10 protein-coding genes are annotated in these 12,687 nt (G+C 44.6%); 2 read left to right on the plus strand and 8 right to left on the minus strand.

Annotated features, from left to right (window positions below; all coding sequences use genetic code 11):
• Window positions 1–8 precede the first annotated feature (8 nt).
• The 7 genes from ACI4L0_RS03545 to ACI4L0_RS03575 all read right to left on the minus strand — a co-directional run bounded on the left by ACI4L0_RS03545 (window position 9) and on the right by ACI4L0_RS03575 (window position 9,098).
• Window positions 9–1,097: a GGDEF domain-containing protein gene (locus tag ACI4L0_RS03545; RefSeq protein WP_439798791.1), complete on the minus strand. Its 1,089-nt coding sequence runs from the start codon at window positions 1,095–1,097 to the stop codon at window positions 9–11.
• Between the two features lie 213 nt (window positions 1,098–1,310).
• Window positions 1,311–2,768, minus strand: a complete 1,458-nt coding sequence (locus tag ACI4L0_RS03550; RefSeq protein WP_439798792.1) for an ATP-binding cassette domain-containing protein — start codon at window positions 2,766–2,768, stop codon at window positions 1,311–1,313.
• Window positions 2,768–3,577, minus strand: a complete 810-nt coding sequence (locus tag ACI4L0_RS03555; protein WP_439798793.1) for a hypothetical protein — start codon at window positions 3,575–3,577, stop codon at window positions 2,768–2,770. Before ACI4L0_RS03555 ends, ACI4L0_RS03550 begins: the two co-directional genes overlap by 1 nt.
• On the minus strand, window positions 3,561–4,445 hold the full coding sequence (locus ACI4L0_RS03560) for an ABC transporter permease subunit (RefSeq protein WP_439798794.1): 885 nt from the start codon (window positions 4,443–4,445) through the stop codon (window positions 3,561–3,563). The genes ACI4L0_RS03555 and ACI4L0_RS03560 overlap by 17 nt, the downstream gene beginning before the upstream one ends.
• Window positions 4,446–4,447: 2 nt before the next feature.
• Window positions 4,448–6,040 carry an ABC transporter substrate-binding protein gene (locus ACI4L0_RS03565; protein ID WP_439798795.1) on the minus strand — a complete coding sequence of 531 codons (1,593 nt, stop codon included), beginning with the start codon at window positions 6,038–6,040 and terminating at the stop codon, window positions 4,448–4,450.
• Window positions 6,041–6,042: 2 nt separating this feature from the next.
• The gene (locus tag ACI4L0_RS03570; RefSeq protein WP_439798796.1) at window positions 6,043–7,494 is read right to left on the minus strand and encodes a hypothetical protein; all 1,452 of its coding nucleotides are present in this window, start codon (window positions 7,492–7,494) and stop codon (window positions 6,043–6,045) included.
• Window positions 7,491–9,098, minus strand: a complete 1,608-nt coding sequence (locus tag ACI4L0_RS03575; protein WP_439798797.1) for a formylglycine-generating enzyme family protein — start codon at window positions 9,096–9,098, stop codon at window positions 7,491–7,493. The genes ACI4L0_RS03570 and ACI4L0_RS03575 overlap by 4 nt, the downstream gene beginning before the upstream one ends.
• 1,288 nt (window positions 9,099–10,386) lie before the next feature.
• Here ACI4L0_RS03575 and ACI4L0_RS03580 point away from each other — a divergent pair.
• Complete coding sequence (locus ACI4L0_RS03580) at window positions 10,387–11,076, plus strand: DUF6261 family protein (RefSeq protein WP_439798798.1); 690 nt, start codon at window positions 10,387–10,389, stop codon at window positions 11,074–11,076.
• A gap of 26 nt (window positions 11,077–11,102) precedes the next feature.
• Entirely contained in the window at window positions 11,103–11,816 is a 714-nt protein-coding gene (locus tag ACI4L0_RS03585; protein WP_439798799.1) for a hypothetical protein, read from the plus strand.
• 212 nt (window positions 11,817–12,028) lie between these two features.
• Here the strand turns inward: ACI4L0_RS03585 and ACI4L0_RS03590 are convergent, their stop codons facing one another.
• Complete coding sequence (locus tag ACI4L0_RS03590; RefSeq protein WP_439798800.1) at window positions 12,029–12,685, minus strand: diacylglycerol/polyprenol kinase family protein; 657 nt, start codon at window positions 12,683–12,685, stop codon at window positions 12,029–12,031.
• Between the last annotated feature and the right edge of the window lie 2 nt (window positions 12,686–12,687).

Here is a 12,687-nt window from a genome sequence, read left to right on the forward strand (position 1 = left end):
GCCGGAAATCAGACTATAGTAGAGCGGTTTCTTCCATTGGCCTTTGACTGATACAGGGCATCGTCTATGCGCTTTATAACAGACTTCGGGCTTTCGTCGGGATCCGGCAGAATTTTAGAGCCTCCGATGCTCACTGTAACTTTCAGCCGCTGACCATTTTCAAAAATCTCCATTTGCTCCACCGAAGCTCTGATTCTTTCTGAAACTTTAAAAATTGAATCCGGCTTACATTCAGAAAGCAAAACCACAAATTCCTCGCCGCCGAACCTTCCGACACAATCTTCCTCGCGCAGAGAATCCACAAGCGTTTTCGCAAGCTCCACAAGAACTTTGTCACCCACAAGATGGCCATAAGTGTCATTGAACTTTTTAAAATGGTCTATATCAAGCATAAGAATTGCGGAAGTTGAATTATAGCGGCGGGCTTTTGCAATCTTTTCCTGAATGCGCTTGACAAAATAATCATAGGTGTAAAGTCCGGTTTTTGGGTCTGTAATGGAAGTTTTGTAATTCATTTCATTCTGGAGCGAAATTGCAAAAACAGAAAACATATTCTTCAAATAGAACAATTCCGCAGTGTCATAATGTCCGCCTATGATTTTATTTCCAAAAATTACAATTCCGCATGTTCCGCCGATTCCTATAAGAGGAATAATATATTTAGGATTAATAGAAAAAGATTTAGTGGAAAAAACTTCATCGCTCATGCTGTCAGCAAGCTTTTCCACAGGAACAGCCTCGCCGCTCATATAATAGCTTGAGTTGGCATCAAAAAAATCCTTCAGGGAATAAAAAAGCTCCTCAACAAGACATTCCTCGGATTTTTTCAGCTGCTCATAATAATACTGGATAATTTCGCTTGACCTGGGCTTTTTTATCATAAAAACAAGAGATTCTGGAACAAAGTAATCTATAAAACGTGAAATAATGAATTTCACCATTGAGTCTATATTTGTGCAGGTAACAAGCGCCGACATATCCTTTATAGTTCTCTGAAACTGCTCGTTTTCTTTTTTGAGCTGCTCAAAAGAATGTAAGAGACCTGACTCCTGCATCATCATAAACTGGCGTATTGAATCTTCGGATATCTTTTGCATGCTTTTATTATACCACTGTTTTTTAAATTATGTAAAATTATTCTAGCAGGAATCCGGATATTATTTTATGAAACATTGAAAGAACTGAGTTATAAAAAAGCCCTGAAACTGAGCCAGTCAATTTCAGGGTAAGAATTGCGCAGGACTGAAAGCTAAAAGTTTTCCGCCGCGCAATTTTAACAAAGGCTTTAAAACCTTTTTCTGCCAGAATTTTTACGCATCCTTGTACTGACCTACAAGTTCAGGGAAGTCAAAATTCTTTTCGATAAAGTAGCGCAAGTCAAAATCTTCGTGAGTTACGACAACAAGAATCGTTGCGTGCACCGCAAGATAGTCAGAAATTACTTTCATTACGTTAAGGCGCGTATCAAAGTCGATGTGCGCAAACGGCTCGTCAAGCAAAAGAATGTCAGGCTTTGCAGTCAGGGCACGGGCAATGTCCATTCGCTTCATTTCGCCGGAAGAAAGTTCCTGCGGACGTGAATCAAGATGGGCTTTTGTAAGTCCGACCTTTTCAAGATTTTCTGCCATCTCTTCAAGAGTGCCGTCAATTCCTGCCTTTGAAATCTGCATGAACGAATCACGGATTTTCAAGTCAGGGAAGAACGAAAAGCGCGAGTCCTGCTGAACGACAGCCATTCTCTTTCTGTACGGCTTGAAATGCTTGGGGTCTTTTCCGTTTTCCTTTGGCTTGAGCGCAACAAGGTCATCTCCTTCCATAAGAATCTGACCGTCAGTTTCGTCCAAAAGGCGGAGAATTGCCTTTACCGTGCTTGACTTTCCGCAGCCAGACGGACCTGTAATTCCGTAAACTGTCGAACGCTCAAAAGTAAGGTTCAGACCCTTGAAAGCAGTATATTTGTGCTCGCCAAGAACACCGCGCTTTGTATAACGCTGTGCAACATTTTTCAGCTCGATAGCAGAACCGGAAGCACCTTTTTTTGCTTCAGGCTTGTCGTAGCCTTCCATTTCAGGCAGAACTTCAAGCTTGCGGATATCGCCGTCCTCAAGCATGAATACCTGAGTAAGCGTGAGCCTCTTTATAAAGTCAAGGTCATGGCTTACCATAAGGAAAGTTTTTTCCTTGTCGCAAAGAATTTCCTTATTGAGGAACTCAACAAAGTTCTTTCTTAAATTGCGGTCAAGGTTCACAGTCGGTTCGTCAACCAGAATCAGATTTCCCTTTCGCGAAAGCAAAGTCATCAAAGTAATGCGCTGCATTTCGCCGCCGGAAACTTCATCAGGATAAAGGCGCGCAAAAGCTTCAAAATCAAGCGTAAAAAATTCGTTAAGACGCCTTACGATTTCTGAACGGCAGCCCGGAGCCAGAAGATTGATATTCTGGTCAAGAGTCAAAGCCGGGTTCATAACCATCGCAGTTTCAGCAGGAATGAACATAAGGCCGGACTGTTCGATTTTTGTCCACTGTGCAAAATCAAGTTTTTTGCCGTCAACGTAACCTTCAATTCCGTTTACTTTCAAGCTTCCCTGAAAAGTAAAAACGTTTGTCGGCAGAATTCCTGCAATCGATTTTAAGAATACAGATTTTCCGGTTCCCGTAGGTCCCATGATTACAGTTGAAGTTCCGGCAGGAATTGAAAAAGTATTCTTTTTGAAAGTCACTCTGTCGTGCAGATGAATTTCAAAATTTTCAAGAACAATCGGATCCATTATACAGCCTCCTTGTTGTCATTCAAGATGTAAAGGAAAGCAACGCTGATCATCACGAGGAAAATCGAAGGAATCCAGAAACACAGAGGACTTGCTTCGCTTCCAAAAAGCAAAGTGCCGCGGTTTGCAGCAATCAAAGCTCCCGGACTTAAATGCGCAGGAGTTCCGTAAGTTCCAAAACCAACCTGAATTACAAATCCGAAAGAAGTATCAAGAACAAGTGTCTTTAAAAGAATTCCTGCTGCAACACGTTTCAAAGTATTGAGCATCAAATCTGTCTTCATCAATACAAAAAGAATTCTCCTTTTTGTAAAGCCGTAAGAACGGAACGAAATGCTGTACTTTCTGTTGTAAAGGTCAGAAAGCGGAATCGAAATACTCCTTATTGCTTCCGGCAAAGTAGTTGCAGTAGCCGCAAGAACAAAAACAAGAAGCGACATCCATGTAGAAACATTTCCGGAACTACGCGCAAGAACGCCCGAAACAGGCGCATAGCAGAACAGCGCGATAAGAATTGACGGAATTGATTCTATTGAATTAAGGATTGTCGAAAAGAACCGTCCTACGCCGATAGAAAGAACACTCAGATAGCCAAGCAGAATACTTATAATCATTGCAAAAATCAAAGTTGAAACAAGCGTAATCGAAAGTTCCCTGAATGACAAAAACAGAGATTCCAGATATTTTGCGCCGAACAGATTGCGTGTAGCCATATTATCAAAAGTATCAACCGGCAGCCACGACAGCAAAAGAGGGAGAACTAAAAAAATAACCAGTATCAGTTTTAGAAAATCAAATTGCTTTTTCATAGACCCTCGGATAAATCAAGAACAAAATCGTTTTTACGATAAACGAAACTACAGCATTTACACAAAGCAGGATGAATACAGAAGTTACGAGCAAGTCTGTATTAGTTGCAAGCAGTGCATCAAGCAGAGTGCTTCCAAGCCCCGGAAAACTGAATGCCACTTCCGCAATCGTTACAGAGCCGATAATCGCCGGAACTTTTCCTGCAAGATACGGAATAAAGCGCGGAAGGCTTGAAGAAAAAAGATAGCCTGAATATGTTCCCGGCATCGGAAAAAACAAACCGAGGCTGTGTCCCAGAGTTGAATACACAATCGCATGGGTAGAATCAACCTGGCTCAGCATATCAGTCTTTAAAAAGTTTGTCGCATCCCAGGAAAGTCCGCCGAGCAGCACTGTTAAAAGCGCAATGAGCGGAATAGAAATTCCATCTCCTATCGCAGCATACAAAAACCAGAATCCTACAAACAAAGGAACTGCCGCAAAAAAAGATGTGATAACACTGACAATTCTATGAACGATTTCAACTTTTTTTTCGCCGTGGTTCACTTCAAGATAGCGGCCGGTAACTGCATTGGCGGAACAGATAAGCGCAATAATGATAAGCAGAATAAGAGAAATCAAAGCAAGCGGAAGAGTTACAGCCGCGCCCGAAGCAATAATCTGGCTTGAGCTGAATCCAGGATGCATCATTGAATAATCTTTTGAGCCTGAAATCAAAAGCCAGAAAGATTTTGCCGCATCAAGGTACGCATTTGCAGGCGCACCAATCGAAAGAAGATAAAGAGCAGATAAAACAACTGTTCCAACCACGGCAAACAGAATGCCGTGGAGGACTAGTTCTCTGCCTAAAAAACGCAGAAAACGCATTGTTACTCCTTAAATTTCCATTCTTCAACAGAAAGGAACGGATTGTCTGTAGCAATCAATACATTAGACAAACCGCGGGAATAAACGTCTTTCTGCAATGAGCACAAATACAGGTATGGAGAAAGCTCGCAGACTCTCTGGTTGAGCTTGAGTGTAAGGTCAACCCATTTTTCTGTTTCAACTTCCTTTTCCCACTTGTCAAGCAAAGTGTTAAGTGTCTTGTCAGAAATGCCTGTAATGTTTTCTTCGCCATTTGTGCGGTACATATTGCCGATAGTCGAATATACGTTGTCAAAGCCTTCGTGATACATAAGTGCAAGCTCATAAGATTTTTCCTTATAAACCATGCGCTTGAATACCTGGTCACCAGTACGTTTTACTTCAACATTCAGGCCGATTTCTGCAAGCTGGGAAGCAATGCCTTCTGCCATCTGCTTTCCAAAATCACCCATTGAGTCAGGGTAAATAAGGATTGCATTCTGACCGGAAATATTTCCCTTTTTAGCAAGTGCCTTTGCCTGTTTGATGTCAAACGGAAGAACATCAGGCAGCGGTTCATTTACGTATTCAGAAATGTTTACCTGGAACATATTTGAAGGGAACGGACCGTAATTCAAAATCACACCATTGTTGCGGTCTGTGATTCCTGGAACAAGCTGAGCCTTGTTGAGAGCCATTGCCATTGCCTGGCGGCCTTCTGCCTTAGGGAAAAGCTCAGTGTTGATTGCAACATCATAGAACGCATAAGGCATATAAGAGTTGATGTCAACCTTTGGAATTTTTGACACGGCAGCGCGATCCATCGGATTTGTTTCAAGAATAACGTTAATGCGGCCTTTGCGAAGTTCATTCATGCGAACGATAGGGTCGATAACTCTTTTTATTACAAGTGAGTCTGCCTGTGGAACAGTTTTAAAATAAAGTCCGTTTCCCTTGAATGTCAGCCATTTTCCAATTTCCCAGCTTTCCAGCTTAAACGGACCTGTTCCTATTGGAGCAGTAGCAAACTTTCTTTCAAGCTCGCCATTGCGCATATTTACGTCCATTTCCTGTCCCTGGTATGTTGAAGGAATAATCTTGAATGTAAGCACAGGATATGCGCGGAATTCCGGCATTGGATTCTTGAAAACGATTTCTACAGTCTTGTCATCGATAGCCTTTACGCTGCTGATAAAAGAAAGAAGATAATCACGCTTTGGAGAATTGTTTTCTTCAAGTGTATAGGCATTGAAAGAATACACAACATCATCTGCAATGACAGGAGTGTCATCATGCCAGTTCACATCGCGCAGAGTTACTGTATAAGTCTTTTTGTCCTTCTGATTCTGCTCAATGCTTTCAGCAAGGGCAAGCTCTGTATAAAGCACCCCGCTTACTTCATCAACTTCAAAATTTGTAAGACCGTCAAAAATCAATTCATCAGCATTCAAGGCTGAAGTATTCTGCTCAAGAACAGGGTTCAATGAGTCAGGCAGTGTGGAAACGGCAACAACCATTCCCTTAGGCTGGGATTTCCAGATTATAACACCTACTACAGAAGCAGCCACAAGAGCTGCAACTACAATAACGGCAATTAAGCTTTTTTTATTCTTCATAACTAACGATTCCTTACAATAAATGAAGTGTAGACAACTACTTCACCAGAATAGCTGTCTGTTTTTCCTTTCTGAATTTCAAAGAAGTAATTTGAACCTTTAAGCTGGCTTCCTGCGTTCAATACAGGCCAAGAGTTTCCTACACGGGAAGAGCGGCTTACAAGATCCTGAATATTGTTCTTTTCGATGAGTTTTCCGCTCTTTGTGTTTTCATTGAAAACTCTTACAGTCCTGTTGTCCTTGAGTGTGATTACAAGGTCGTTCATCTGGCCCTTAGGAATAGAAACCATTCCCCACCAGTATTCGCTGTTTTTCTGGCCTTTTGCACTGAATTTTGCAGGACGTGACTTCTGGCTTTCCTTTGTTGAGCCAGGAGCCGGATTGAAAAGACCAATCATGAGCGGCATTACAGTTTTACCGCGGCTCTCGATTTCCTTCTTGTTTGCAATTTCCCGGTTAACCTGGGCAATCTTTGCATTGAGGTCATCTTTCTGAACCTTTACATCGTCGATTATGTCCTGTGAAATGCTCTTGTTGTACTTTTCGGCGAAAAGCAGCAGCTCGCTGTAAATCGTATCCATGTTGGTTGAAACTGAAACATAGTGGTCATGGATTTCATCAAGAGTATAGCTTCCGTTCTTTCCAGAACCAGGGCCTTCCGGCTGACGTGCAAATTCAGCTCCGATGCGATCCTTGAAGTCATAGACCTTCTCGCGGAAAGCAGCCTCATGCTGAACAGAAATATCCTGGCGAACTTTTTTAATGCTCTTTGCATAAGTCGCAAGCCCGGAATTTGCGGCAGCGCCTGTGCTCTTTACAAGCGAATTTGCCTCTGATTCCACAGTTGAGCACTTTGCAAGAACTGCATCGTAAGCTGTGATTTTCTCATCAAAATCCTCAATCTGTCCAGCTTTTTCCGCCTGGGCAAAGAGAGAAACAATCTTTGAATTAATTGTATTGGCTGCTGTAACCTGATTTGCAATCGCATCCAATGCGGCGTTGCCTTCGTAAACCTTGGAGGCGCGCTTGTGAAGCTTTGCGGCTTCCGAAACCTTTCCGGCTCCGATAAGCTTGTCAACGCGGACAGCTGAAAGATTTCCACCCTTTTCTGAAACATCGGCAGGCAGCTTCAATGAAGCATCGATACCCTCAAACTTTGTAAGCGCAGTATTGCAGGCAGAAAGAAGCTTCGGCTCGTTTGAAGCCTTTATGTTGTCTGTGTTTTCAAGAGCTGTGTTTCCGTCCTCGAACAGCTTGATATAATTCAAATACTTTTTCTGCTGCTCGGCATCCTGAATTTCAACCCAGTATGCTTCGGCCGCGGCCGGCTCTTTTGTATTCCATGCATTGACACCCTTTGTGATAGCAGGATCCACGCCGGAACCACTGTTTGAAACACAAGACATAAGCAATGCAGCCGCAGCGGACAATGCTAAAAACTGTAATTTTTTCATTGTTTAATCTCCTTAATCAAACGGAATCCAACATCCGAAGATGTGTTTGCAGAATTGATATTTTTATAATTTGAAATTCTAAGATCAAGCGGGCCGTCCATCCATGAACCGCCTTTTACAGTCCTGTCCTCTGATTCGCCTTCAATATTGCGGAGCGAAGTAGTCCACTCCCAGACATTTCCTGACATATCAACAAGGCCAAGGCTGTTTGTGCTTTCCGGGAATTCCCCAACAGGCGACGGGCCTTTGAATTTGCCGTTGCCCTTGCAGTTTGCAATCTTTGACTTTGAAGGCTCCTCATCGCCCCATGGATAAATCACAGCTGCTCCGGCGCGTGCGGCACATTCCCATTCATCGTCACTAGGAAGTCTGTAAACTTCTCCTGTCAGCTCAGAAAGCCAGTTTGCATAGGACTCTGCATCCTCATAGCTCACGGCGATTACAGGCTGCTTTACATTATTGTAGTCTGTGTTGTCAAAATATTCAGGATAAGACTCTGAGCGGGTCAGATAAAGATACGCAGCATACTGAAGGTTTGTAACAGGAGTAACGCTCATTGCAAAAGGAGCAATCTCCACCTTGCGGACAACTTCCCTCTGGCTTGCCCTTTTGTCCTGCGGCACAGCTCCGGCTTCGAATTCACCGCCTGCAACTTCCACAGTCTTAAAAGCTTCGTTAATATCTTCCACGCAGAAATAGTGCGCATCAACTGAAGACTCTACGTCAATCTTTTTCATTGCCTTGGTTGTATAATCCTGTCCCAGTGCAGTAGAAACAGTAAAGCAGATAAGCTTGTTGCTGTACTCTTCAAGCTCAGGGCATTTTATAGAAGCAGAGCCTGACTTGTCTGTTTTCAGGACAGCGGAAATTTCTTCAACCTCGTCAGCCTCTGAATAAATCGGCATGTACGAATTTCCCCAGACAGCCTTCAAGGAAAGACCTGAAACAGGCTTGCCGCTTTTGTCCGTTACGCTTACAGAAATTTCAGCGGCAGGGGCAATAATTCCGTCCGCGGCCGAGATTGAAATGCTCAGGTCGTCCACAATGGAAGCGCAGATGCTTTCAACCTTGCGGGCATAAAGGTCAGCTCCGCCGTTCTGAAGGGCAAGAACCTCTGTTTCGCCGCGTTTTTTAAGAGCCTGCATTATTTCCAGGGCAGATGCAATTCTTGCCGCGGGGTCGCCTTTTGTGGCAAGCTTCTGATAATTGGCTTCCAGAGTCTTGCGCAGCTTTTCCGCGTAAAGAGCCTCATCCTTGTCCCAGTCCTCAACCTTCATTCTATAGGCAACTGTCAGACCATCCTTGCTTTGATTGAAAGGCTTGATTTTTTCAAGGCGCTCTTTTACAGCATCATTGTGCAGTGTAATCTGAGAAGCGGACGGAACAGACTGGCGAAGCGTGGCGGTCAAGGCATTTTCAATCAAATCCTTTTTTGCGGCAAATTCAGCCTCTTCCTTTGTAGAGCCTTCTCCAAATCCATAGTAAAAACCAGGCTCTTGCTTTACAAGCTCTGATTTAGGCTTTGCGAATGCAAGTCCTCCAAACAAACACGCAAAAGTAAAAATAAAAAGCATGGATTCCAGCTTTCTACATTTTACAAGCATATAATCCTCCTTAAATGCATTTTCAGGATTTTAAAATTCAGCTGCCTGTAATAAGTTTTCATTCAATAGCAGCATTTCAAATTCGAATTATCGCAGATTTTCTGTTTTTTTTCCACTAAAAAAGAAAAAAAGCACTGCAAATTTCATTATCCCAGATAAAACCCCTCCAAAAAAAAGTCTATGTCATGCTGGGACAGGGCATGGATTCCGAAACAAGTTCGGAATGACAGTACAGGGGAAATCGGAATGACAGTGTAAAACCCAGAATGACAGTCCCCTAAACCACCGTCATGGAGCAAAAAACACCGTCATGCCGTGCACAGTGCCTACGTCATGCTGAACTCGTTTCAGCATCTGTGCTGGGGCCGCACATAGATTCCGAAACAAGTTCGGAATGACAGTACAGTGTAAATTCAGGATGACGGTGTAGGGTAAATTCGGAATGGTGCTGGTTTTTAGGAAATGCTGTCAGGAATATTTATATTTGCAAAACCAAAAAGCTATGGTAAAATCGGAGTATGTTTATGGAAAAAGAGATATTGTTTTGTTCTGATATTCTGAATGTCGGAATTCTGACGGGGGGGGGAATGGCTCTCCTGTAAATTCAAAAGAAAGCACATTTTTTATTCACATACATAAAAAGGGCGCACTCCTGCGGTTTTAGGAACTGCAAGGGTGCGTCCTTTTTGCGTTTAAACGAATTTTTGAAGTGCTCGGCAACGTGCCGAAAGCCGCCCAACGCAAAAGGAAGGCTCGGCAGCGTGCCGAAGGCTCCCCAGCGGAAAAGGAAGGCTCGGCGGCGTGCCGAAGGCTCCCCAACGTAAAAGGAGTGTTCGGCAACGTGCCGAAGGCTCCCCAGCAAAAAAGGAGTGTTCGGCGGTCTGCCGAGGGGTGGATGTGCGGTACAGCATAGATGCTGAAACGAGTTCAGCATGACATGGGCACTTGCACTGCATGTCTTAGGGGGGCTGTCATGCTGGGTTTTACACTGTCATTCCGAACTTGTTTCGGAATCTATGTTCTGTCCAATGCAGATGCTGAAACGAGTTCAGCATGACGTGGGCACTTGCACGACAGTGTTTCAGGGAACTGTCATTCCGAACTTGTTTCGGAATCTATGTTTTGCCCCAATGCAGATGCTGAAACGAGTTCAGCATGACAGGGTTTTCAAGCACTTGCATGACAGGGTTTTTTGCCGCATGACGGTGTTTTGGAAGTCTGCATGGCGGGGTTTAGGATGTTCCGCTGGAAAGGCGGGTTTGAATAATTTTTTTTACAGGAGGGAATTTTGAAAAAAGTTCTTACTAAGGCGCGCGTTACTGAAGTTGACGCATTGAGTGATGCGCTGGTCAGGCTTTACAGGGCTGACACAGGGATTGCGGAGGATGCGTTCCTCAAGGCTGTTATGGCGGAGGTTGAAACACTTTCCGCACAGCTTACGAGTGCAATCAGGCAGGACAAGGTCTTGAGCACGCTTGAGGAGGCGGACAGTGTCCGTGACGAGGCGGTAAAAAGCCTGGGCACACTGCTTGACGGCTATGCGGCGATTCCGATTGCATCAAAAAAAGAGGCGGCGGAAAAACTGCGCGCGGTTTTTGCAAAGTACGGAAAGTCAATCACACAGGCAAACTACGCAAGCGAGTCCTCGCTCATAGAAAGCCTGCTTGAGGACTTCGGGAAAAGCGAGGCACAGGAAAGCGCAAAGGCTCTTGAGGGCGTGGCGGAAATTTTGGGGCAGATACGCACGGCACAGGATGCGTTTGCCAAGGCAAGCGACGAGTACACGGCGGCATCAAGCGTAAAGACAGAAAGCGCCTCCTCGCTCAAAAAGCCGCTTGTTTCTGCCATTAACGACAGGCTCGTTCCGTACATCGCGGCAATGACAATGGCGAACAGCTCGCTTTACGGCGACTTTGCCGCAAAGGCGGAAATGGAAATCTCGCGCGTGAACGAAACAGTTTCACGCCGTGGAAAATAAAATTCATCAAATATAGGAGTAAAACGATGAAGAAATTCAAATGGCTTGCCGTGCTTGCGGCGATTGCTCTGGCATTTGCAGGATGCTCGGACTCTTCGGATGACGAAACATCATCTGCTTTATCAGACTTCTCAAAAGCCGCAGTAGGCGACATAGTTCTGTCAGACGGAACTTTTGTAAAACCTGAAAACTTTACCGCCGACATGACAGCCGCCGCTGTAATCGTGCGTGCAAAAAACGGAGAAACACCTGCACTTGGCGTAGGAATAAAGCATAAGCAACTTGCATGGTGCACAAAGGATGCAAATGCGTATGAGGTAAACATAACTGGCTTGCAGGAGGATAACTGCACTGACGGAAGCGACGGCTGGTCAATATTAAAAGAAGCCTTGAAAACAGCAGGAAAAGACGATGATACGGCAGATTCATCAAAATATCCTGCCTGGAATTTCTGCAACACCTACGGCACTGTAAACAGTCTGACAGGCTCCCTTGCAACAGGCTGGTACTTGCCGGCAGTTGAAGAATTAAAGACTATTTATGAGAGTAAAGATACGATAGATGCAAGCCTTGAGAGAGCCGGCGGTTCCCAGTTTGGCACGGATTGGTACTGGTCTTGTTGTCAGTACTCTTCCGACATTGCTGTCGCATGCAATCTGCATTTCGCCAATGGCAATGTTGAATCCAACTCCAAGTACCACTGCTACAATTCCGTGTGTAGTGTTCGGGCTTTTAACTAGACGGCAAGCATAGAGAGCAGGAAGCTTTTGCTTTCTGCTTCTGTCCGCCCTGCAACAAGGGAACTGTCATTCCGAACTTGTTTCGGAATCTGTGTTCTGCCCAATGCAGATGCTGAAACGAGTTCAGCATGACGTGGGCACTGCGTACGGCATGACATGGGCACTTGCACGGCGGAGAGGGGATGTCAGAACGCAGAGTGCAAGGCGGAACCTTATAGATTGCAGAGCAGATACTGGCTTAGTCCGCCGAGCAGAATTGGAATCAGAAGATTGTCAAAATCCTTCAGAGGAAGAAGCTCTATGAACATTCCGGCGGCGGCTACAATCAGAGCAACCATCGTTATGCCGGCATGCTGAGGAATCATAAAAAAACAGGCCGCATAGCATGAAATAAAAATCGCGGCAAAACAGGTAAGGCTTCCAGCCACGGTTTTTCCCTCCGTGAACGGAATATGAACCCTTCCGAAAAGCTTCCCGGAAAGACTTGCAAGACCGTCGCCGAACGCAAGCGCGTAAATTCCAATGGCGGCAGGGAGCTTTTCCCACAGCAGCGCGCTGGAAATAATCCCCAGCACCAGGGTCACAGGACCGAGGACAAATTTATTCTCATCACGCTTTCGGGCGGCGGCTTCGGTCACCGCGGAAATCAAAAACACTTCTTTTCCGTTCAGCCTGACAATCTCCGCAACTGAATAAAAAACAACCAGCGCAGAAAGGCATAAAAGGGTCGGAAAATGCGCCGCCCACAGAAAGCACGGAACAAATGCGCTGCACAGATGAATCGATTTTCTGAATACCTCTTTGAGAATTCCAATCAGCTTCTGCCGTGAGATTATTCCGCTGTATTTTCTGGAAAAAAGAGGTGTCATAA

This window comes from Treponema sp. (assembly GCF_051883275.1).
GTDB lineage: Bacteria > Spirochaetota > Spirochaetia > Treponematales > Treponemataceae > Treponema_D.

Excerpts from the sequence above, each read along its gene's own strand:
- ACI4L0_RS03545 (WP_439798791.1), bottom strand. The coding sequence starts at position 1,097 with ATGCAAAAGATATCCGAAGATTCAATACGCCAGTTTATGATGATGCAG.
- ACI4L0_RS03550 (WP_439798792.1), bottom strand. The coding sequence starts at position 2,768 with ATGGATCCGATTGTTCTTGAAAATTTTGAAATTCATCTGCACGACAGA.
- ACI4L0_RS03555 (WP_439798793.1), bottom strand. The coding sequence starts at position 3,577 with ATGAAAAAGCAATTTGATTTTCTAAAACTGATACTGGTTATTTTTTTA.
- ACI4L0_RS03560 (WP_439798794.1), bottom strand. The coding sequence starts at position 4,445 with ATGCGTTTTCTGCGTTTTTTAGGCAGAGAACTAGTCCTCCACGGCATT.
- ACI4L0_RS03565 (WP_439798795.1), bottom strand. The coding sequence starts at position 6,040 with ATGAAGAATAAAAAAAGCTTAATTGCCGTTATTGTAGTTGCAGCTCTT.
- ACI4L0_RS03570 (WP_439798796.1), bottom strand. The coding sequence starts at position 7,494 with ATGAAAAAATTACAGTTTTTAGCATTGTCCGCTGCGGCTGCATTGCTT.
- ACI4L0_RS03575 (WP_439798797.1), bottom strand. The coding sequence starts at position 9,098 with ATGCTTGTAAAATGTAGAAAGCTGGAATCCATGCTTTTTATTTTTACT.
- ACI4L0_RS03585 (WP_439798799.1), top strand. The coding sequence starts at position 11,103 with ATGAAGAAATTCAAATGGCTTGCCGTGCTTGCGGCGATTGCTCTGGCA.
- ACI4L0_RS03590 (WP_439798800.1), bottom strand. The coding sequence starts at position 12,685 with ATGACACCTCTTTTTTCCAGAAAATACAGCGGAATAATCTCACGGCAG.